The sequence below is a fragment of the Citrobacter sp. Cpa228 genome (genome assembly GCF_030333085.1).
Lineage (GTDB): Bacteria > Pseudomonadota > Gammaproteobacteria > Enterobacterales > Enterobacteriaceae > Citrobacter > Citrobacter pasteurii.
In genome coordinates, this window is sequence record NZ_JAOWGQ010000056.1 from 199,246 (window position 1) to 220,158 (window position 20,913).

Consider the following 20,913-nt stretch of genomic DNA (forward strand, 5'->3'; position numbering starts at 1 on the left):
TCGCTTATCATTGGATAAGCTATGAGTGAGATAATTATGCTTAGCAAAATTGTGCTAATGCCGGCTGACTGGGCGAATACTACCAGATTAGCTAAATTGCGCAATGTGCCACGTACTATTGTAAACAGACTTCTGTTACCACATAACACTATTGATATTGACCTATTGCAACTCTCTGAACAAAATATGTTTTTTATTTCTCGCTGGCAAGAACTCTATAGTGCAGCAATGATGGCCGCATCACGGCAACTGGCTCCTATGTTCGTACGGTTTCCCGCCGCCCTCACGCTTTTAACGGCCAAACAGCGCGCTTTCCTTTATATTCCCTGGTTTTCATCTTTACCCATAAACCAGGAATATCGCCAACCTGATCTCGCTATGCTTGAACAGTATGCATATACATTATTGGTAAAAGCAATGCACAATCGATTCCCCCCTCCTCTTGTCCCTCTACTGGCCTTATTTTTCACTGATGAATGTCAAGAGCCTGATATCAGAGATGACCAAATCTATCCTGAAGAATATCTTCTTTTTTTGCAGGCCTTAGAATATGCTTAGACAAATCTCACTTCCGAAGCAGTATCCTTTGCCTGATACCCCGCTTATCAAAGCGAAATGGCTGAATTCAGCGACCAGTGCATCCAGACTTGAGCTGCTTGCCAGGAAGCATGCTCAGCATATTCTGCGTGATGCAAGAAACGAGGCTGATGAATTGCGTTCACTTGCCTGGATGGAAGGTTATAGCCAGGGAATACAGAAAGCATCACAAACTGTAGTCGATTACGTCAGCAATATTGAATCTGCAACATCACAGTTGTTGCAACATTCGCAACAGCAACTGGAGAAACAGTTACAGCAATTATTTGCCAGTGAGGCCGGTATAGAAAATATACTTGCACTGCTAGCTCATTATCTATCACGTGATGCTATTACAGGCACTAAAGCTATCGTTTCATTCCCTGCTTATGCCATTCGCTCAGCCAAATCCATCAGTGACAATTTTAAGCAGTCCGGAATTAATGTTGAACTTCGAACATGTCAGGCTGAAGAGTTACGGGTAGAATATGGACAGGAAATATGGTGCTGCGATTTTCAGCGCCAACCATCCCAGCTAGCTAAATTAGCTATTGCCGCGTCTTTTGCTACGCTGAATATTTCTGAACGCCTTGAAGAATATCGTCAGCAGGCAGTAGAATCTGTTTCGGAATAATCGAGTTAGATCTTTTATTTTTGATTGTGTCTAAAGGCCCGAAACATATCGGGCCTTTTTTATATATTAGTTAGCCATCAGGCTTTCAGATTGCTACTGACTGTAGAAACCAGATCTGCTGACGAGTGGCGTATATCAGCCATCAGAGAAAGAAGGCTACTCATCACTTGCGCCGCTTTTTGTGCCGTTTCTCTACTCATCTCCATGGTTTGATCCATCATTTTGCCACTTGCCTGCAGGGACGTCTGCTCTGCTTCAGAATTTTTTGTCACCATACCAAACGAGCCTTGTTCTGCCTCAGAAAGACCTCGTCCCAATCCCATAGACCCTTGGCTGGCAGCGCTAGCCACCCCTTCACCTTTTAAGAAACCCGTGCCAATCCCCACTCCCGAACCAATCATCTGAGTCCCACCACTCACAATACCCGATGACAAAGCCAGTTTCCCCTGCTCGCGTAATTCATCTGCCGCAGCATTGGTGAAATCCTGACTAATGACACCGAGCTCGCCGGACATTTTATAACCCGCAATTGAAGATTCATTTTCTGACTCAATCATGGCGACCAGGAGAGTCAGCAGTGCACTGGCTTTTGGCATTGACACGGTTATCACATTACCTGTGCTGGTATCGCTGCTGCCTAAACCACTATGTAACTGGCTAAGAAGTTGCTGGGCCTCTTTACGTACTGTGGCTTTGTCTTCTTTAGTCTCGTCCACACCTTTGTAGCTATTGCCAACCAATTTCACTAATGTCTGGTAGGCCTGAGTATCTTTAATGTTCCGTCTACTATCCGTCTGTGCAACATCTACATTCTCACTTGTATTAAGGTATACATTGCCCGCTACTACTGAATTAACCGATCCAACCATGCTATTTATCTCCATTTTTATTACAATTACGCACGGGTATGTGCCAGAATTTGCTTACCCACCTGCATAGACATACCCGATGCTTCCGTTTCATTTTTAATAATCGCATTCATGGTTTTCATTGTATTGCTGTAGTTTTCCACGATCATATCCATAAATTTTTTGACAAAATCATTATCTTTCATAATTTCGATCAGCTTCGCTGAAATATCATCGCGTTGTTGTTCATAAACACCGCTGGTAATTGAATAAGCGCCATTATTAATTCCGCTGGCTGCTAGCGAAGTTCTGAATGTATGTTTAGACACCATTTTCACAACACTTCCAGCACCTGATGCTCCATGGTTTGAAAGGCCCCGTAAGATCGAGTTTGTCATATTGCTTGCGAATTTATTACCCAAGAATTTTGCGCCCTTCCCCAGCACTACCGTAGCGGCAATTGCTGCTAACAGCATTGTTATTGATGCAAGAATAGAGGCAACAAGCTCATCCGCCCCCATAGCTTCAAACATTTTAGCAAGTTCGCTCACAACGGCATTCATCGCTTTCCCCATAAAGGACTCGCCCGTTGCAGCTTTCGTGATTTGATCCGATATCATGAGAGCCGTGCTGGCAACAAACAAAATTGCCATAACGCCACCGGTAAATAGTGCAGAAATGGCACCAGCAATCATCGTCACAGCCATAAGTACTTTGCCGAGAGCGCCAAAAATCTTATGCATCCTTTTTTGTTTTTCCGCGATTTTATCTGATTTTTCAGTTTCCTTTGCCAGTTCAGCCTGTTTGGCTGACTGCTGACTTTTGGCCAGCTCCATATTCGTCTTTAAGGTTTCTTCGTTACATTTACCTAAAATAGTCACTAACTGTGCCATCATAAGGTCGACTCGATTAATGCTACCTGTATTATCGTTATTTACGACCTGGGGGCTAACTGTCGCACTTTCCAATGCGTCCTGCGCTACTTTCAGCATCTGAGTTGCCGTAATCACCGCTTGCTGTTTTTGCTGGGCATTCTTAGTGGCATCGGTTGCTGCCGTTTGCGCCTTGCTTCTGGCATCAATCGCCTGTTGGCATTCATCAGCGGCCACATCCACTGCCTGCTGTGCACTCGTCACCCTATCTGCTGCCGTATTAATCGCTAGCGTTTTTTCTTCATCAGTGCTGTAAATCGCGTTCAGCGCATCGTTATATGCTATTTGCGCTGAAGTAAGAGCATCCTGGGCATCGTCCAGCGACAGCTTAGCGTTGTTTAGCGATGTTTCAACCTGTAGTAAATTATCGTTAGCCTCGTTTTCGGCCTTTATGGCCTCGCTATAAGCTGAATTTGCCTGCGTCAACTCCTGCTGTGCATTTTCAACACCTTGCGACTTCTGAATGAGTGCTGCGGATGCGGCGCTTCCCATCAACTGTGTCGCTGTGGCACGAAACATTTGCCCAACCACAGTAGAATCACCCAGTTTAACCGCTAATGTGGCCAGAACCTCTGCCAGAGAATAGGTTGATGATTGCGTGTTACCTCCCGACATCGCACTATTCGTCTCACCTGACTGCGATTCAGCTTGCAGGGATGATCGCAGCGTCACACTTTCAGGGGAACGCAACGTTGGTTTCCATGATTCGCTGGTCATAGCCAATTTCTCTGCGCGCGTAACCAATTTTTCCTGGACTATTTTCTGCGCCGCATTTCCGTCGCTGCTGCTTGTAGAACTAATGTCCTTTTTCTCAGTAGTTGCTCTTTCAACATCACCTTCACTGGTTACCTGCTGGGTAACCAGCGTGACAGGCTTATTTGTTATTCCGTACATGGTTATGATCCTCATCACTGTCGTTAATCTTTGTTAGCGCTTTAAGATACAGTTCGGCACGTTTGACCAGCTCAGGATCCTTTTCGTGAGCCACGACCTCTTCAAATGAGTCGCGTGCTTTCGAATAGTTATGCAAGTGCATATAGCACTGCCCTGCCTCAAAAATGGCGCGCAGATTGTCATCATCAAGCGCATAGGCAATTGCATAGATATCCAGCGCATGCTTGTAGTCCTGCTTTAGTTGATAAACGGCGGCCAGGCCAAATGCGTAATCAGGATTATAGAAGTCATACATCATTAAAAATTTAAAAAAGTGCTCCGCTTTTTCAATTTCTCCTTTTTGGTAATACTCGTATGCACAGGCGTAGAAACCGTTCATCAGGCTATCTGGAATGCCATACAGCTGTTTGCGGGTAGCGCCCGATTCAAATAAATCTTCAATAAACTGTTCGCGATTTTCTTCAGCGATCTTACTGAGAAGATCCTCCATCAACACATCATTTCCATTTTCCATAATAAATCCAGTTCCATACAAATAATAGATGATTGTAATCTTATAATTATTACCGCATTTATCATTGAAATAAATAAATAAATATTTAGAAGGTATGTTTTCAGATTACCAAATAAATAAATAAATCGAAGCATTTTTTGAAAGAAATCCACCAACCGTGATGACATCATAAGTGTGATACTTGATGTTTAAAAAACGCACATGGAGACGGATATGTCAAACACAATTAAAGCATTCTCACACAGTGTTAGCCATTATAGGAGTGATTTCCACAGGCAAAGAGAAGTTAAGAACCATAATTTATTTTCCGCATGTTTTTCGGCTATCGCTAATGTCCCTAAAAATATTAGCATTGACAAAACCATTCAAAAAATAACAGCAGATTTGGCGCATGCTCGTGATACCGGATTTTCTATGCCGCTCTGTTTTGAAAATAATAAAGGTATCTGGACTCTAAATGCAGATCGCACAAAATTTTTGGGAGATACAGTTTCAAATATGCGTAAAGCTGTAAATACTTTTGAAGATCAATACAAAATTAGTTCCCTTAGCGGAAAAAATTTACAAGCCTTTACTGATCTGCAAGAAAAAAGGACAAATTTTAAATCCGATTTTAAATCTTCGATCCAAGCTTTTAAAGCAAGCGCTGACAGGCAAGAGGCCTGTATAGAAATGCTTAATGCTAATACAATAGATCCTATTTTTAATGCAATGCTTGATAAATATACTAAATTGGATAAATCACCGGTCAGAGAGAGTTCAAGACTTAGTCTTGATGCTATCAAGACCTCGTTCGCTAAAATATTGAATACCGGATATGGTACACCTGACAGTAAGGCAATTAGTGAGAAAGGTGATGCAGCAGCCCAAATTATCAAAGCGTTTCTGTCGTCTTCTCAAACAGTGCATATCAGTGACGTTAACATCACTAAGCTTGAGCAGACTGCTTTTAATGACTATATGAATCAACAACTTCAGGAGTTACCCGAAAATGGCCGCGAACTGACATTATCCTTATATCAGGCTTTCGCTACACACCTACACCCAAATCCAAATCCAAATCCAAATCCAAATAAGAATGACTTGTTTAATAATGATCTTTCTTCTACTTTTTTCGGACAGTCTATAATACTTAAAGATGATTTTGTGAAGTCCTGTAGTACTGAGGATAATTCAATTTCAGTTAGAGAGGCTCTTGATGTTGCATCTAAAAAATTTATTGCATACATTAAGACCACCGTCCCTGAAATTAATCCACCTGCATAGCATTTTCTTCGAAAATAACCATACTGCTCTCCACCAGCGGTAGTTTAGGTCTAACAAATAACAAACGAAGGGCCACGATGTGGCCCTTTTATCAACCCAGGCAACTTACTTCAGATATTCTCCGCTGCGCAGCGCTTCGATACGCTTATCCAGCGGTGGGTGCGTCATAAACAGCTCGCTCAACGACCTGGACTTACCGTTGATGCAGAAGGCCATCATGCTGGTTGCTTCCTGCGGCTCGTAGCTGGTTTTCAGTCGCTGCAATGCGGCAATCATCTTCTCACGGCCAACCAGTTTTGCTGAACCCGCATCCGCATGGAATTCACGATGACGTGAAAACCACATGGTAATAATACTGGCCAGAATACCGAACACCAGCTCCAGCACCGTTGCGACGGCAAAGTAGATTAATGGGTTACCATTGCTACCCTCGCCTTCTTCGCGGTTTCCGCCCATAAAACCGGCGGCGATTTGCGCCAGAATACGCGAGATAAAGATAACAAAGGTGTTCACCACACCCTGAATCAGCGTCATGGTAACCATATCACCATTAGCAATGTGGCTGATTTCATGCGCGATAACGGCTTCCGCTTCATCCGGACTCATATTTTGCAACAAACCGGTGCTGACGGCCACCAGCGACGCATCCCGGCGCGCGCCGGTCGCAAATGCGTTAATATCTGGCGCATGGTAAATAGCCACCTGCGGCATAGCGATCCCGGCCTGACGAGCCTGTGTCGCCACAGTATTCATCAGCCAGCGTTCTCTTTCATTACGGGGCTGTTCAATCACTTCTCCGCCAACGGATTTTAACGCCATCCATTTGGACATCAGCAGCGAAATGAAGGAACCACCAAAACCAAACAGCAGTGCCATAATCAACAAGCCTTGAACGCTGCTTGACTGAATCCCTGTCAGGCTCAATACCAGCCCGAAAACGACCATCACAGCCAGGTTCGTCAGCAGGAAGAGCGCGATTCGCATCATAATTTTCTTTTAACCTCAATTTAACAAAACGCACTATGCGATTACCCATATCGTATGGGTCTTACGGCTATTTTCAAGCATGCATAGGTGCTAAGTCACCAGAAAGACACAACTTTACATTTTATCGTATCAGACTGACGTCTTCATGCGTTTGTTAAAAAAACAGGCACAATCTCTTGTGCCTGTTTGACGTTATTGACTGGTCGCGGGCTGTTCCGCTGGCTTTTCTTTTTCAAGATGCGCCAGGTCGAGCGCGATTTTCACCGTTTCATCCAGATACGGATCGGGCTCCTGGTAATCCTTCGGCAGATCGTCCAGTTTCTTCAGCGGCGGTTTACCTTCTCGCTTAAACCGATCGTTGATACGCGCCAGACGCATTGCGTCATCTTCGTTATTCTCTTTCTCACGCTGGGCGTAATTCAAAGAGGCGATGTTGCGCTTATCCTTCATTGCGTTGAAACGCGCAATGTCTTTCATGATGTACTGGAATTCAGGATCGTTGGCGATGCGCGCATTGTGCTCTTTCAGCAATTCCGGCCCAAACGGCGTCAGGTTATCGGACTTGGTGTAGGTTGCCGCATCAATGCTGTCCCACGGCAGCGCGTTATCTTCGAACTTTTCACCGGTTTCGGTTTCTTCATTACCTGTCGGCATGATGATGTCCGGCGTAACGCCCTTACGCTGCGTACTGCCACCGTTTACACGGTAGAATTTCTGGATCGTATACTGCACAGAACCCAGCGCCGGCCATTCCGGACGCAGCATCTGATCGTAAATACGGTTCAGGGAGCGATACTGTTGTACAGTGCCTTTGCCGAAGGTTGGTTCACCAACGATCAGCGCACGACCATAATCCTGCATTGCCGCGGCAAATATCTCTGATGCCGAAGCACTGAAGCGATCGACTAACACTACCAGCGGGCCTTTGTAGTACACAACGCCGTCGGTATCGCTGTCTTCACGCACTTTGCCGTTATTGTCACGAACCTGAACCACCGGGCCGGAAGGAATGAACAGACCGGAAAGCGAGACCGCTTCGGTCAGTGCACCACCACCGTTGGTACGCAGGTCGATAATCACGCTGCTGACATTCTGTTTTTCCAGTTTCTGCAGCTGTACTTTGACGTCATCCGTCAGGCCAACATAGAAACCAGGAATATCCAGTACGCCGACTTTCTCTTTGCCAACGGTTTTCACGGACATTTTAACAGCGCGGTCTTCGAGACGAATGCGTTCACGCGTTAACGTGACAATGCGCGTCTTGGTGCCCTTACCGGCAGGCAGGATTTCGAGGCGAACTTTGCTGCCTTTTGGTCCTTTGATCAGCGCCACGACGTCATCAAGACGCCAGCCAATCACATCGACCATGCCTTTTCCGCTCTGACCGACGCCAACAATACGATCGCCAACGCTTATCGCTTTGCTTTTAGCTGCCGGGCCGCCCGCCACCATGGAGTTAATGACGGTATAGTCATCATCCATTTGCAGAACTGCGCCAATACCTTCCAGAGACAAGCTCATTTCAGTATTAAACTGTTCAGTGTTGCGCGGAGATAGATAGTTAGTATGCGGGTCTATTTCACGAGCAAAAGCCGTCATCGCCAGTGAGAACACATCTTCACTGTTCGTCTGCGCCAGACGGCGAATGGCAAATTTATAGCGACGCGTCAGCGTTTCGCGAATTTCCGCATCGGTTTTACCGGTCAGTTTCAGGCTGAGTTCGTCAAATTTAACTTTGCCGTCCCACAGCGTATTAAGCTCTGCTTCGCTCTGCGGCCACGGAGCTTTACTCCGGTCGAGGTTAAAATTGTCGTTACCGGTGAAATCCATTGGACGTGCCAGTACGCTTAATGCGTACTGGTAACGTTCAAACCGGCGCTTTTGCGCCAGATTATAGAGATCGTAAAAGACATCGAGCTTGCCCGAACGCAGTTCATCACCGAGGACGGTTTTCTTTTTGGCAAACTGCTCAATATCGCTCGCCAACAGCACGTTATGGCTGTAGTCGAGCAGATTCAGGTAGCGGTCAAAAATTTTCGCCGAAAACGCCTGATCCAGATCGAACTGGCGATAATGTGAACGCGTAAAGCGCGATGTCACACGTTCACTCACCGTCGCATGCTGAGTTTCTTCCTTTAAAACGGGGATTTGATCGGCACGCGTGATGTCTTCCACAGCGAGTGCCTGGCCTGCAAATGCAAGCAGACCAGCTAACGCAGTAAGCCTAAAAAAAGTGTTCATGCCAGGCCTGGCCTCCGTTTCAGAACACCAGGTGTTCTGCGCGTACAATCAAAGACATACCCGAATTCAGCTGTACACGGACGCCATCTTTGGTGATTTCTAATACGGTGGCATCCATCGCATTATTACCTGCTTTCACCTTCAGAGACTGCCCTACCGTCAGCACTGAAATATCAGATACTGGGGTATGCTGTTCTTCACGAGGAGCACGCGGTGCTTTTGCCACTGGTTTTTCAGCGCGAGGTTTACGCTCAGCACCTTCTTTACGACGCGGTGCAGGACGCGGCTTACGCTCGCGACGCGGTGCGTCTTCTTTTTCACCAGCAGCCGCCGCCGCTTCGCGTTTTTTCGCCTGCTGCTCTGCACGTTGCGCCTGAACGCGGGCTTTAGCTTCTTCAAGCTGTTTACGCGCATGTTCAACGTGTTGCTCATCCAGCTCACCACATGGGTTGCCGTCGAGGTCGACACGCGTTGCGCCCAGCTTAACGCCGTACAGATAACGCCAGCTTGAAGTATAGAGACGTAAGGCCGAACGGAGCTGTGTTTTACTGAGGTTCATTTCGCCCTCAACACGCTCTACCAGATCCTGAAAAATGCCAATTTTCAGCGGGCGCGCTTCGCCTTCCGCACTAAAACACTGCGGGAAGCGTTCGGCCAGAAACGCGATGACTTCTTTACTGCTATTCAACTTAGGTTGATTTTCCATGAAATTTCCTGATTACAACGGACGTAGCCAACAAGCGCAGGCATGAACAGGCGTCATTATAATGACGTCATCAGTAATTGCTACGTTATCCGTTGATTATCCTGCGACGGTCGCAAAGAATTTTTTGTAATCCGTCGTTGCAAGCACGGTTTCAAGCTGTGCCACAAGCGTCCGCAAACCCTGTTCATCTTCTTCAGTAAAGCGACCAAACGCCGTGCTATCAATATCCAGCACGCCGATTATCTGATTGTCGACGGTGATTGGCAGGACGATTTCCGCATTGCTGGCGGCATCGCAGGCGATGTGCCCGTCAAAGGCATGTACGTCCTCAATGCGCTGAACCTGGTTCTGCGCCACGGCGGTACCACACACGCCACGCCCTACCGGGATGCGTACGCAGGCGATTTTCCCCTGGAAGGGACCGAGCACCAGCATAGTGTTCTCAAGCAGGTAAAACCCCGCCCAGTTCACTTCTGCAAGACGTTCGTACAATAACGCGCTGGTATTCGCCAACGTTGCCAGAAAACTGGTTTCACCTGCCATTAATGCCTGAAAATCACGGTTCAGATCCGCGTATAGCTCTATTTTGTTCATTATGTAATCACTTAGTTGTCTTACTTAAATCTGCAGCCTACTAAAATAAACATTAAATGCGTAAATGCTCAAGATCATTCCCATCATGGGTTAAGATAACATTACTTCAACACTTTGATTCGCGATACATGGCCCTTACTCATCCACGCATCACGCCGACTAGAAAAATAGCCATCAGGTCCATTGGTGATGCACTTCCTCGTGCGAATTATCATCGCTGCCCTGAATGTGACCTGATCTTTAGTTTGCCTAAAATGCGTTCGCACCAAAGTGCATTTTGCCCACGCTGTCAGGCAAAAATTCGTGACGGACGCGACTGGTCACTAACGCGGCTGGCGGCAATGGCTTTCACCATGCTGCTGCTGATGCCCTTTGCCTGGGGAGAGCCGCTGCTGCACATCTATTTATTAGGTGTACGCATTGACGCCAATGTGCTGCAGGGCATCTGGCAAATGACCCGACAAGGTGACCCACTCACCGCATCTTTCGTGCTGTTTTGCGTTGCTGGAGCACCGCTAATTCTCGTTACCTCAATCGCGTATCTGTGGTTTGGCAATATTCTCGGGATGAACCTGCGCCCGGTGCTGCTGATGCTGGAAAGGCTCAAAGAGTGGGTGATGCTCGATATCTATCTTGTGGGCATTGGCGTCGCGTCAATCAAAGTTCAGGACTATGCTTTTTTGCAACCAGGTGTGGGGCTTTTTGCTTTTATTGCGCTGGTGATCCTCAGTATTTTGACGCTGTCGCACCTCAACGTAGAGCAGCTTTGGGACCGTTTTTACCCGCAAAGACCGGCCCGTCGCCCTGATGAAAAGCTCCGTGTCTGCCTCGGTTGTCACTTTACAGGTTATCCGGACGCTCGGGGGCGCTGCCCGCGTTGCCATATCCCGTTACGCTGGCGCAGGAATCAAAGTATCCAAAAGTGTTGGGCGGCGCTACTGGCCTCGATTGTCCTGCTTTTGCCTGCTAATCTGCTGCCTATCTCGGTAATTTATGTCAACGGTGGTCGGCAGGAAGACACTATCCTGTCAGGTATAATGTCTTTGGCAAACAGCAACGTCGGCGTGGCGGCGATCGTTTTTATCGCCAGTATTCTGGTGCCATTCACCAAAGTGATTGTGATGTTTACGTTGCTCATCAGCATCCATTTTAACTGCGAGCAAGGATTGCGTACCCGCATAAAACTGCTGCGTATGGTGACCTGGATTGGTCGCTGGTCGATGCTGGATCTCTTTGTTATCGCGTTAACCATGTCGCTGATTAATCGCGATCAGATACTTGCTTTTACTATGGGACCGGCTGCGTTTTATTTCGGTGCAGCGGTAATATTGACTATTCTTGCAGTGGAATGGCTGGACAGCCGCTTACTTTGGGATGCACATGAGTCAGGAAACGCCCGCTTCGCAGACTGAAGCGCAGATTAAAACCAAACGCCGTATCTCTCCGTTCTGGCTGCTGCCGTTCATCGCGCTGATGATTGCAGGATGGCTCATCTGGGGCAGCTATGAAGATCGTGGCAATACCGTGACCATCGACTTTATGTCCGCGGACGGCATTGTCCCTGGCCGGACTCCCGTGCGCTATCAGGGTGTCGAAGTGGGCACGGTGCAGGATATCAGCCTGAGTAAAGATCTGCGCAAAATTGAAGTCCGCGTCAGCATCAAGTCCACCATGAAAGATGCCCTGCGCAAGGACACACAATTCTGGCTGGTCACGCCGAAGGCATCACTGGCGGGCGTTTCTGGCCTCGATGCGCTGGTTGGCGGGAACTATATCGGCATGATGCCGGGCACCGGCGAGCCGGAAGATCATTTCGTCGCCCTCGACACGCAGCCCAAATATCGTCTGGATAATGGCGATTTGATGTTGCATCTGCGGGCGCCTGACCTCGGTTCGCTCAATAGCGGTTCGTTGGTTTATTTCCGTAAGATTCCGGTGGGCCGGGTGTATGATTACACTATCAACCCCAACAATCAGGGCGTAACTATCGACGTGCTGATTGAACGTCGATTTACCAATCTGGTGAAAAAAGGCAGCCGCTTTTGGAACGTGTCCGGTGTGAATGCGGATGTCAGTCTCAGTGGCGCGAAGATCAAGCTAGAGAGTCTGGCCGCGCTGGTCAATGGCGCCATTGCTTTTGATTCGCCTGAAGACTCAAAACCCGCCGCAGCCGACGACACGTTTGGGTTATACCAGGATCTCGCCCACAGCCAACGCGGGGTAATCGTCAAGCTTGACTTACCCAACGGGGACGGGCTCAAAGCTGGCTCAACGTCGCTGATGTATCAAGGACTACAAGTCGGCCAACTCACCAAACTGGATTTAAATCCAGGCGGTAAAGTCACCGGCGAAATGACGGTCGACCCCAGCGTCGTTACGCTGCTGCGCGACAGCACGCGGATTGAATTACACAGTCCTAAATTATCGTTAAACGATGCCAATCTCAGCTCACTGCTGACGGGTAAAACGTTTGAACTGGTCCCCGGCGAAGGCGAGCCGCGTAGCCAGTTTGTTGTTATTCCCGCAGAGAAGTCGTTGTTACACGATCCTGGCGTCATGACATTTACGCTGACCGCACCGGAGAGTTACGGTATTGATGCTGGCCAGCCGCTGATTCTCCACGGCGTTCAGGTCGGTCAGGTGATTGAACGTACGCTCTCAAGCAAAGGTGTCTCATTCACCGTTGCCATCGAACCGCAGCATCGCTCGTTGGTGCAAGGCGACAGTAAATTCGTGGTCAACAGCCGGGTGGATGTCAAAGTCGGGCTGGATGGCGTGGAATTCCTCGGCGCCAGCGCCAGTGAGTGGCTCAGCGGCGGCATTCGCATTTTGCCCGGTACTAAAGGTGAAATGCAAAAAAGCTATCCGCTGTATGCCAACCTCGAAAAAGCGATTGAAAACAGCCTGAGCGATCTGCCAACCACCACGGTTAGCCTGAGCGCTGAAACGCTGCCGGATGTGCAAGCCGGTTCGGTGGTGCTCTACCGCAAATTCGAGGTCGGTGAAGTGATTAGCGTTCGTCCACGCGCCGATGCGTTTGATATCGATCTGCATATCAAACCGGAATACCGCAATCTGTTAACCAGCAACAGCGTGTTCTGGGCTGAAGGTGGCGCAAAAGTTCAGCTTAACGGCAGCGGTTTAACCGTACAGGCCTCTCCCCTGTCGCGGGCGCTCAAAGGGGCGATTAGCTTCGATAACCTGAGCGGTGCCAGCGCCAGCCAGCGTAAAGGTGACAAGCGTATTTTGTATGCTTCCGAAACCGCCGCGCGTGCGGTGGGGGGTCAGATAACCCTGCACGCGTTCGATGCCGGTAAACTCGCTGCTGGCATGCCGATTCGCTATCTGGGGATCGATATTGGTCAGATCCAGACGCTTGAGCTCATCACCGCTCGTAACGAAGTTCAGGCAAAAGCGGTTCTGTATCCGGAATATGTGCAGACCTTTGCCCGAAGCGGTACGCGCTTCTCCGTGATCACGCCGCAAATTTCGGCGGCGGGCGTGGAGCATCTGGATACCATCCTGCAGCCGTATATCAACGTTGAACCAGGACGCGGCAACCCGCGCCGTGATTTTGAGCTGCAGGAAGCCACTATTACCGACTCTCGTTACCTCGATGGTCTGAGTATTGTGGTGGAAGCGCCGGAAGCCGGTTCGCTAAATATCGGTACGCCGGTACTGTTCAGAGGTATTGAAGTAGGGACCGTCACCGGGCTGACGCTGGGTTCACTGTCCGATCGTGTGATGGTGGCCATGCGCATCAGTCAGCGCTACCAGCACCTGGTGCGCAATAACTCTGTGTTCTGGCTGGCATCTGGCTACAACCTCGATTTCGGCCTCACCGGCGGCGTCGTGAAGACCGGTACCTTCAATCAGTTCATTCGCGGTGGTATCGCGTTTGCCACCCCACCAGGTACGCCACTGGCACCGAAAGCGCAGGCGGGTAAACATTTCCTGCTGCTCGAAAGCGAACCGAAAGAATGGCGTCAATGGGGAACCGCCCTGCCACGCTAATCTTTCCCCTGCTCCGGCGTACTCGCGCCGGAGCGGTTAGCCTCGTCATACTTCAAGTAGGCGCATAGTTGTCCTGCAACTCGAATTATTTAGGGTATATGCTACACTGCGCACCTGTTTTTTTGCCGGTGGTACCAAGTGGCTTATTTTCCCGACGCCTTTCTGACACAAATGCGTGAAGCAATGCCTTCCACGCTCTCTTTTGAAGATTTTCTCGCTGCCAGCCAGCGCCCGCTGCGCCGCAGCATCCGTGTCAATACGCTGAAAATCTCCGTTGCCGATTTCCTCTCACTGACCGCGCCTTACAACTGGTCGCTTACTCCGGTTCCCTGGTGTGCTGAAGGTTTCTGGATCGAACGCGATGATGAAGAGTCACTGCCGCTTGGCAGCACCGCGGAGCATTTAAGCGGTCTGTTTTATATTCAGGAAGCCAGCTCAATGCTGCCGGTCGCCGCGTTGTTTGCCGAAGGCAATACCCCGCAACGTGTAATGGATGTTGCGGCAGCACCCGGATCTAAAACCACGCAAATTGCCGCCAAAATGAATAATCAGGGTGCAATTCTGGCGAATGAGTTTTCCGCCAGCCGCGTCAAAGTTCTGCATGCCAATATCAGCCGTTGCGGGATTGCGAACGTCGCACTCACCCATTTTGATGGCCGGGTATTCGGCGCAGCGTTGCCTGAATCCTTCGATGCCATTTTGCTGGACGCCCCATGTTCCGGCGAAGGCGTGATGCGTAAAGACCCCGACGCGCTAAAAAACTGGTCACCAGAAAGTAATCTGGAAATTGCCGCGACTCAGCGCGAACTGCTCGACAGCGCCTTTCACGCTCTGCGCCCCGGTGGCACGTTGGTTTATTCAACCTGTACGCTTAACCGTGACGAAAATGAAAACGTTATGCAGTGGTTGATTGATAGTTACCCGGATGCTGTCGAATTTTTGCCGCTGGGCGATTTATTCCCCGAGGCCGAACGCGCCCTGACGCCGGAAGGGTTCCTGCATGTGTTCCCGCAAATCTATGATTGCGAAGGTTTCTTCGTTGCACGTTTGCGAAAAACTGCCCCTATCCCTGCACTGCCTGCACCGAAATATAAGGTGGGAAATTTCCCCTTCAGCCCGCTGAAAAGCCGGGAAGCCGCACAAATAACCCAGGCCGCTACCGCCTGTGGATTGCAGTGGCAAGACACTCTGCGCCTTTGGCAGCGTGATAAAGAGATTTGGCTGTTTCCAACAGAAATTGAGCCACTGATCGGTAAAGTCCGCTTTTCCCGACTCGGCGTCAAACTGGCTGAAACGCACAATAAAGGCTACCGCTGGCAACATGAAGCCGTCATCGCGCTCGCCAACCCAAATCACAGCCATGCGTTTGAACTGACCCTTGCCGAAGCTGAGGAGTGGTACCGCGGCCGGGATGTCTACCCACAAACCGCACCGACCACCGACGACGTGCTGGTTACGTTCCAGCACCAGCCGCTTGGCCTGGCAAAACGTATTGGTTCACGATTAAAGAATAGCTATCCACGCGATCTTGTCCGGGATGGCAAACTCTTTACAGGATAACGCACGTTTTTACTGGCGCTTTTGCTAACGTTGACTACGCTGAAAAATGGACGGCCTAACTGGTCGTACCACAACCAGCAAATCAACGGAGAGCACGATGATGAAAACCAGTGTGCGCATTGGCGCTTTTGAAATCGACGACGCCGAGTTACATGGCGAATCGCCAGGAGACCGAACGTTAACCATTCCCTGTAAATCCGATCCGGATTTATGTATGCAACTGGACGCCTGGGATGCCGACACCAGCGTCCCGGCTCTTCTGAACGGAGAACATTCGGTACTATTTCGCGAGCACTACGATCGTAAGTCAGATGCCTGGATCATGCGCCTTGCCTGATTCAAAAAGAACCCGTCGCCAGACGGGTTATTTATTGGCGTTAAAATAATTGAATCTAAGTACGCAGGCGGAGAAGAAAGCGATGGTTCCTCCCGCAGCCAGAACACTATAAGCGAGTTCCCAGCTTTGCGTTGAATCCATCTGTCAGGCTGACGAGTGCTGGCGAGACCTTTTCCCGTGTCGCAACACGGTTACTCGATGAACTTGCGCAGGCAGAAAAAGAGGTCAGCGCTAACACCTTTTCGGGAAGGTTAACCATCCAATGCCTGCCCACATTCGCCATGCACTGGCTCATGCCAAGACTGGCTGAGCTGAATGAAATCCACCCTGAACTCACCGTCGATGTCACCACCAGCATTGGTCCCGTTAGCTTTGCCTCTCCCTTTGATATCGCGATTCGCCGGGATCCGGCGCATTTTTCCGGGCTTAAACCTGTTCCATTTCTTCGGGAATCAAGCCTGCTGGTTTGTAGCCAGCAGTACCTGCACAGCCGACCTCTCGTCTCGCCAAATCAGTTGGACGATCATATAAAAATTCAAATTCGTGCGCGTAACGATCTCTGGAAACGCTGGCATAGCCATTTCCCAAATGATCATCATAAAAATAACCAGATTATCACGCTGGATCATACATTTGCGGCAATGCAGGCGGCTGAAGATGGCTTGGGTTTGGTCGTAATGCCCTATTTATTCTGTGAAAAACACCTGAAAACAGGAAGGCTGGTTGCGCCATTTGGCGATTTGACTATCGATACCGGAACCTATTCTCTGCTGTGGAACGACAGGCAAGATGAGGCCGTAAGAAAATTTACCCACTAGTTGCAATCTTTCGAACTGCCCGGTGAAACGTCCCTGCCCTTCACGAGTGAGCACACAGTGACGCGTTAACTTATTTCCCCCCGCCCCATTAACTGCACTTTCTTCTACACTATTGATACGGCAATACAATTTGAGGATGGAATGTTCACGCTGATTCTTTTTGTTTGCTACCTGGATGGCGGTTGTGAAGATATCGTGGTTGATGTCTACAATACGGAACAGCAGTGCCTAATTTCGATGGACGATCAGCGCATTCGCAACGGCGGATGCTTGCCGGCCGAAGACTATATCGACAGCTTCTGGCGTCCTGCTCAGGAATATAGCGATTTCTAATTATTGTAACTGTACCAACGTTAGTTCACCGCCAAATACCGCGCCAGTATCAATATAGTGCAGATTATCGCGATCAAGCCGATGACGCAGAGGCGTATGACCAAACCAAAAGTGATCTGCGCCATGAATTCCACTGCCTTTGTTCAGTAATCGCGCACGGTCCCACAACACCCGTTGCAAATCGACCTCTTTTCGCCACAGATAATCATCATCCGGGTAATCGGCATGGGCAATCACGTGTACGCCATTCTGACAATGCAGTTCCAGAATCCACGGTAATTGCTGACAGGCTTCAAGAGCAAATCTTGCCGCGGGTTGTGCTGCCTGGGCAAACCACGAGCCCCCATTCATAAACCACAACTGCAGATCCCCCGTTACCAGCGCATCCAGCGCCATCTGCTCGTGATTCCCCCTGACCGCTATGATCCAGTTTCGGCGAAGCAACTGTAGACAGCGCAGACTATCAGGCCCACGATCGGTAACATCGCCGACGGAAACCAGCAGATCGCGCCACGGATCAAACCGACACTGGCGCAATTTATCCATCAGCATAGAAAAACAGCCGTGAAGATCTCCCACGCCCCAGATGTGACGCCAGTTTGTACCTTCTATCCTCTGGTAGACGTTGTCAGGCTGTCCCATATGACCTTCTGCATTCTTGTTTCGCTCACCATTAAGTTTAGCAATAACAGCAATAGGCACTGTACCGTAGGGTTTGCGCAGCAAATGTTCAATTATTCATATGTAGTTGGGCATTCAGCATTTTCCCTCTGGAGGTAACAACAACCAGCGGTGTCGGTTTTAGTTCATAGCAGTCCAATATTCGCGAAAGAAGGTCACGCGGTACATTTAAAGAATCCATAGCCTTCATTACAAATGTTTTTCTATTAATAGTACGGAGAAGCAAGCTATCAAAAACAACTTGTTTATATTCATTGAACTCATAATATCGTTTTGCTTTACAAAAAGCTTTAGCCAATGCTTCCCATATCTGTATTTCTTTTTCTGAGTTATGATCTTTCATAAAGCCATCATACCACCTCGAAATATCATTATAAAATACATCAATAAAAACAAGCATTAATATCTCAATCCTATTTTTCTGATCAGCGGTTAATGTTGAATTGTAGCTATCTTGCTCAAGAAGGTCTTTAATCGACAGAATAAATCCCGAGCGATGATATTCTTCAATTTCAATAACTGTGTCTTCCTTTTGTTCTAAAATAACTGGATTAGTATAGTTTAACCCCAGATGTTCATTGATTTTATTACATTCGTCCAAAACTACCTTACTGCAAATTTCTATGGGCAGTTCAAAAAATTCCCTTCGGCGATTGACCCGATAAGGTTTAAGACGCGCGTGGACGTTCTTCTCTGCCTCCTGATAGTTACCTACCTGACAGGCCATCACGACATCAAAGGGCAACGGTACGCCTGTCATCCCGTTAAATAACTGCTTAGCCCTCTGTTCTGGCATGTTCTTTGTGAAACCTATTTTGAAGAGGCTTTTCTGAAAGGCTTCATTCTTCAGAATGTAGACATAGCCACTTGAATCATTCATACATTCGTTCCATTTAATCTAATTCTATAACTAAAAGTTAAATGTGCACCCGTAAATTCACGCCCTGAGTTCCTCACACTATATTTTCCCAGAATTAATAGAATTATTAATGTGTTAAGATGCTATCTTAACTGATAAAACACGACCAATGTTATATTTTCTCTTTATCCGATAAGTCCGTGTACCGGGACGCGAGTTGTAAGTAAAGGCGCCGATACCCAGAAAAAAGGACCGAAAAGTACTTGGATGTGTGAAAGAAAATGTTTAGATTGTAGTAACAGCTTACGGAAACCGATGAGGATCTTTCGTGTTTTTCGGGGCTATGTCCTATAACTGGCTGGTTTATAAGGGACATAAAAAGAGACCGAATACGATTCCTGTTTTTTCCAAAATTATTTTTTCTTCTTTAATTTCAATGCAATAACCAAACACCTGCATTAAAAATACACAAATAAAGGTGTATTTTCGGGCATTAAAAATCATATAGTTAGCCAAAATTTCGGACATATTCGGACCAGTTTCTGACAATTTTTCCTTCCAAAATAGAACGAACTGATGCCTGAAAACACGAGAAATAACGGATTAGCGCAGTCGTCCAGGATATATTTGAAATGTCAGATATGTGGCTGGTGTCAGATTAAGGGACAATATGCCGCAGTGACGTCATTGCATGCGACGCGCTGCGGCAACTACCTATTGCTGAGGCTCCTGCTGAATTTGCTCAAGCTCCAGTTCAGTGTTTTTCATTGCCGCCATCGCATCGTCATTACTCCTGTTCCAGATACTGTCTGATGGCATCTGCACACGAGCCGAGACAAACGCATCTGTCGGTATGTCCACTGGCTCACCATCGGTCACCGTTTCTGTAAACACACCGTGTTCATCTGTGTTTCCTATTCTGTTTCGGGCAAATGATGGCGATGATGCGTGAACCCGGTGATAGGTTTTGATCAGCACCGTTCCGTCAGCATTAACCGTGTAATCCAGCCAGATACGCGGCTGTTTATTGCGATCAACCGGTATTTCAAAACCACCATCAACCCCGCCCCACGCCGCATCAGCATTCAGACCTGTACACCCACTTATCAGGTATTCCCCTGCAGACAGGCGTGCAACAACACACCCTTCTGATTCCTCATTGGTTTCATATTGTCCATCTGAGAAAACCTTAACTACCGGGGATGATCGCTTGATGAAGCCGTTAGAATCTACGGTTGTGTTTCTTGAATGCCATAGTCGTGACCAGCCTTTCCACTGCTCATAAGACGTTTTATCGGATCGCTTTGAGTTCAGATAATATTCATTATCAGAACCCCAGCTACTGGCCAGCGCTGTTCCAATATTATCTCCTGTTGACGGGAAGAAATTGACAGTACTGTACTTTGCCGGCGCATCCCAGGGACCGATGTTGCTCGTATCTCCCCAGCTGAACATGGCGAAGTCTCGCCTGGATGTAAACGCGGCATACCAGCTACCACCACTACCGTCTGTTAACTGTCGGTTTGTCGTGGCAGACAGACTCTGGCGGGCTGACTCGGGACTGTTGCCACCCGTACCACCCTGAGTGACACTTAAAGGCGTTGTTAACCCGCTGAGGCTGGTGATGTCACTGTTAGCACCTTTTTTAGCGTAATCATCAAGAGCCGTCTTATCTGCCTTTTTACCCAGGTCCGTTTTATCTGCTTTATTGCTGACACTGTTGATCAGTTTTTTCGCTGATGGCCCCGTTGTCTGGCTGGTATCTGGAAGCGTCATAGTGACATCACCATCAGCAGTGAAAAACTGCTGCCAGTTCTGCTTGTCGTAATTCAGGCCGCGAAGCGCCTCAGCACTCTGTGTCACCAGCGCGGCGGTCACCATATTCAGCGCCACGCGCGGAACAGCTGACCAGGCCGCGCCAGACTGTGTTGGCCCGGTAAAGTTACTGACCAGCGTCAACGCTGTACCGCTTTCCACTGATTTAATCGGGAGCGTATAGGGAACGCCGCCAACAGTGACAACAATAAAATCGCCGGCCGCCACCTCTGTGGTAAACGCGGTTCCGTTGCCAACGACCGCAGCAGAGTTATTATTCAGGGTTAATGTTCCTGCTGACATA

At 48.4% G+C, this 20,913-nt stretch carries 19 protein-coding genes; 9 read left to right on the top strand and 10 right to left on the bottom strand.

The window, feature by feature from the left end:
• Window positions 1-21 precede the first annotated feature (21 nt).
• Window positions 22-558: a hypothetical protein gene (locus OGX91_RS22795; protein WP_040232371.1), complete on the top strand. Its 537-nt coding sequence runs from the start codon at window positions 22-24 to the stop codon at window positions 556-558.
• Window positions 551-1,210 carry a type III secretion protein HrpE gene (locus OGX91_RS22800; protein WP_040232372.1) on the top strand — a complete coding sequence of 220 codons (660 nt, stop codon included), beginning with the start codon at window positions 551-553 and terminating at the stop codon, window positions 1,208-1,210. The genes OGX91_RS22795 and OGX91_RS22800 overlap by 8 nt, the downstream gene beginning before the upstream one ends.
• A gap of 77 nt (window positions 1,211-1,287) precedes the next feature.
• Here OGX91_RS22800 and OGX91_RS22805 read toward each other — a convergent pair whose 3' ends face one another.
• Genes OGX91_RS22805 through OGX91_RS22815 form a run of 3 tightly spaced genes read right to left on the bottom strand, consistent with a single transcriptional unit; the run spans window position 1,288 to window position 4,398 of the window.
• Entirely contained in the window at window positions 1,288-2,079 is a 792-nt protein-coding gene (locus OGX91_RS22805) for an IpaC/SipC family type III secretion system effector (RefSeq protein ID WP_286627369.1), read from the bottom strand.
• 26 nt (window positions 2,080-2,105) lie between these two features.
• Window positions 2,106-3,884, bottom strand: coding sequence for a type III secretion system translocon subunit SseC family protein (gene sctE / locus OGX91_RS22810; RefSeq protein WP_286627370.1), 1,779 nt, complete (start codon window positions 3,882-3,884; stop codon window positions 2,106-2,108).
• Window positions 3,865-4,398 carry a SycD/LcrH family type III secretion system chaperone gene (locus tag OGX91_RS22815; protein ID WP_005120757.1) on the bottom strand — a complete coding sequence of 178 codons (534 nt, stop codon included), beginning with the start codon at window positions 4,396-4,398 and terminating at the stop codon, window positions 3,865-3,867. The genes sctE and OGX91_RS22815 overlap by 20 nt, the downstream gene beginning before the upstream one ends.
• 213 nt (window positions 4,399-4,611) lie before the next feature.
• Here OGX91_RS22815 and OGX91_RS22820 point away from each other — a divergent pair, with 213 nt between their 5' ends.
• Window positions 4,612-5,664: a hypothetical protein gene (locus OGX91_RS22820; RefSeq protein WP_286627372.1), complete on the top strand. Its 1,053-nt coding sequence runs from the start codon at window positions 4,612-4,614 to the stop codon at window positions 5,662-5,664.
• Between the two features lie 105 nt (window positions 5,665-5,769).
• Here the strand turns inward: OGX91_RS22820 and htpX are convergent, their stop codons facing one another.
• The 4 genes from htpX to msrC form a co-directional block, all read right to left on the bottom strand.
• Window positions 5,770-6,651 carry a protease HtpX gene (gene htpX, locus OGX91_RS22825; protein ID WP_040232377.1) on the bottom strand — a complete coding sequence of 294 codons (882 nt, stop codon included), beginning with the start codon at window positions 6,649-6,651 and terminating at the stop codon, window positions 5,770-5,772.
• A gap of 192 nt (window positions 6,652-6,843) precedes the next feature.
• Window positions 6,844-8,892, bottom strand: coding sequence for a carboxy terminal-processing peptidase (gene prc, locus OGX91_RS22830; RefSeq protein WP_040232379.1), 2,049 nt, complete (start codon window positions 8,890-8,892; stop codon window positions 6,844-6,846).
• 19 nt (window positions 8,893-8,911) lie between these two features.
• The gene (proQ, locus tag OGX91_RS22835) at window positions 8,912-9,598 is read right to left on the bottom strand and encodes an RNA chaperone ProQ (RefSeq protein ID WP_005120752.1); all 687 of its coding nucleotides are present in this window, start codon (window positions 9,596-9,598) and stop codon (window positions 8,912-8,914) included.
• 96 nt (window positions 9,599-9,694) lie between these two features.
• Window positions 9,695-10,192, bottom strand: coding sequence for a free L-methionine (R)-S-oxide reductase MsrC (gene msrC / locus OGX91_RS22840; RefSeq protein WP_040232380.1), 498 nt, complete (start codon window positions 10,190-10,192; stop codon window positions 9,695-9,697).
• A 128-nt stretch (window positions 10,193-10,320) separates the two neighbouring features.
• Here msrC and yebS point away from each other — a divergent pair, with 128 nt between their 5' ends.
• The 6 genes from yebS to OGX91_RS22870 all read left to right on the top strand — a co-directional run bounded on the left by yebS (window position 10,321) and on the right by OGX91_RS22870 (window position 17,254).
• Window positions 10,321-11,604, top strand: coding sequence for a membrane integrity lipid transport subunit YebS (yebS, locus tag OGX91_RS22845; protein WP_040232382.1), 1,284 nt, complete (start codon window positions 10,321-10,323; stop codon window positions 11,602-11,604).
• Window positions 11,573-14,206 (top strand): PqiB family protein, encoded by a 2,634-nt coding sequence (locus OGX91_RS22850; RefSeq protein WP_005120749.1) that lies wholly within the window; start codon window positions 11,573-11,575, stop codon window positions 14,204-14,206. The genes yebS and OGX91_RS22850 overlap by 32 nt, the downstream gene beginning before the upstream one ends.
• 138 nt (window positions 14,207-14,344) lie before the next feature.
• Window positions 14,345-15,766 carry a 16S rRNA (cytosine(1407)-C(5))-methyltransferase RsmF gene (rsmF, locus tag OGX91_RS22855; RefSeq protein WP_286627373.1) on the top strand — a complete coding sequence of 474 codons (1,422 nt, stop codon included), beginning with the start codon at window positions 14,345-14,347 and terminating at the stop codon, window positions 15,764-15,766.
• Between the two features lie 100 nt (window positions 15,767-15,866).
• Complete coding sequence (locus OGX91_RS22860) at window positions 15,867-16,103, top strand: YebV family protein (RefSeq protein WP_029139506.1); 237 nt, start codon at window positions 15,867-15,869, stop codon at window positions 16,101-16,103.
• Between the two features lie 131 nt (window positions 16,104-16,234).
• Window positions 16,235-16,921, top strand: a complete 687-nt coding sequence (locus OGX91_RS22865) for a LysR substrate-binding domain-containing protein (RefSeq protein ID WP_286627375.1) — start codon at window positions 16,235-16,237, stop codon at window positions 16,919-16,921.
• 141 nt (window positions 16,922-17,062) lie between these two features.
• Window positions 17,063-17,254, top strand: coding sequence for a YdfD/YebW family protein (locus OGX91_RS22870; protein ID WP_005120744.1), 192 nt, complete (start codon window positions 17,063-17,065; stop codon window positions 17,252-17,254).
• On the opposite strand, the gene pphA is transcribed toward OGX91_RS22870, so the two are convergent.
• The 3 genes from pphA to OGX91_RS22885 all read right to left on the bottom strand — a co-directional run bounded on the left by pphA (window position 17,255) and on the right by OGX91_RS22885 (window position 20,912).
• Window positions 17,255-17,896, bottom strand: coding sequence for a protein-serine/threonine phosphatase (gene pphA, locus OGX91_RS22875; RefSeq protein ID WP_286627377.1), 642 nt, complete (start codon window positions 17,894-17,896; stop codon window positions 17,255-17,257).
• A gap of 88 nt (window positions 17,897-17,984) precedes the next feature.
• Complete coding sequence (locus OGX91_RS22880; RefSeq protein ID WP_286627378.1) at window positions 17,985-18,815, bottom strand: GIY-YIG nuclease family protein; 831 nt, start codon at window positions 18,813-18,815, stop codon at window positions 17,985-17,987.
• 693 nt (window positions 18,816-19,508) lie between these two features.
• On the bottom strand, window positions 19,509-20,912 hold the full coding sequence (locus tag OGX91_RS22885) for a phage tail fiber protein (protein WP_286627380.1): 1,404 nt from the start codon (window positions 20,910-20,912) through the stop codon (window positions 19,509-19,511).
• Window position 20,913 lies beyond the last annotated feature (1 nt).

What these genes read in the sequence shown, in the direction of transcription:
- sctE (WP_286627370.1), bottom strand. Translation starts at nt 3,884, where the DNA reads ATGTACGGAATAACAAATAAGCCTGTCACGCTGGTTACCCAGCAGGTA.
- OGX91_RS22820 (WP_286627372.1), top strand. Translation starts at nt 4,612, where the DNA reads ATGTCAAACACAATTAAAGCATTCTCACACAGTGTTAGCCATTATAGG.
- OGX91_RS22880 (WP_286627378.1), bottom strand. Translation starts at nt 18,815, where the DNA reads ATGAATGATTCAAGTGGCTATGTCTACATTCTGAAGAATGAAGCCTTT.
- prc (WP_040232379.1), bottom strand. Translation starts at nt 8,892, where the DNA reads ATGAACACTTTTTTTAGGCTTACTGCGTTAGCTGGTCTGCTTGCATTT.
- OGX91_RS22805 (WP_286627369.1), bottom strand. Translation starts at nt 2,079, where the DNA reads ATGGTTGGATCGGTTAATTCAGTAGTAGCGGGCAATGTATACCTTAAT.
- pphA (WP_286627377.1), bottom strand. Translation starts at nt 17,896, where the DNA reads ATGGGACAGCCTGACAACGTCTACCAGAGGATAGAAGGTACAAACTGG.
- yebS (WP_040232382.1), top strand. Translation starts at nt 10,321, where the DNA reads ATGGCCCTTACTCATCCACGCATCACGCCGACTAGAAAAATAGCCATC.
- htpX (WP_040232377.1), bottom strand. Translation starts at nt 6,651, where the DNA reads ATGATGCGAATCGCGCTCTTCCTGCTGACGAACCTGGCTGTGATGGTC.
- OGX91_RS22860 (WP_029139506.1), top strand. Translation starts at nt 15,867, where the DNA reads ATGAAAACCAGTGTGCGCATTGGCGCTTTTGAAATCGACGACGCCGAG.
- proQ (WP_005120752.1), bottom strand. Translation starts at nt 9,598, where the DNA reads ATGGAAAATCAACCTAAGTTGAATAGCAGTAAAGAAGTCATCGCGTTT.
- OGX91_RS22795 (WP_040232371.1), top strand. Translation starts at nt 22, where the DNA reads ATGAGTGAGATAATTATGCTTAGCAAAATTGTGCTAATGCCGGCTGAC.
- OGX91_RS22870 (WP_005120744.1), top strand. Translation starts at nt 17,063, where the DNA reads ATGTTCACGCTGATTCTTTTTGTTTGCTACCTGGATGGCGGTTGTGAA.
- OGX91_RS22815 (WP_005120757.1), bottom strand. Translation starts at nt 4,398, where the DNA reads ATGGAAAATGGAAATGATGTGTTGATGGAGGATCTTCTCAGTAAGATC.
- OGX91_RS22800 (WP_040232372.1), top strand. Translation starts at nt 551, where the DNA reads ATGCTTAGACAAATCTCACTTCCGAAGCAGTATCCTTTGCCTGATACC.
- OGX91_RS22850 (WP_005120749.1), top strand. Translation starts at nt 11,573, where the DNA reads ATGAGTCAGGAAACGCCCGCTTCGCAGACTGAAGCGCAGATTAAAACC.
- msrC (WP_040232380.1), bottom strand. Translation starts at nt 10,192, where the DNA reads ATGAACAAAATAGAGCTATACGCGGATCTGAACCGTGATTTTCAGGCA.
- OGX91_RS22885 (WP_286627380.1), bottom strand. Translation starts at nt 20,912, where the DNA reads ATGTCAGCAGGAACATTAACCCTGAATAATAACTCTGCTGCGGTCGTT.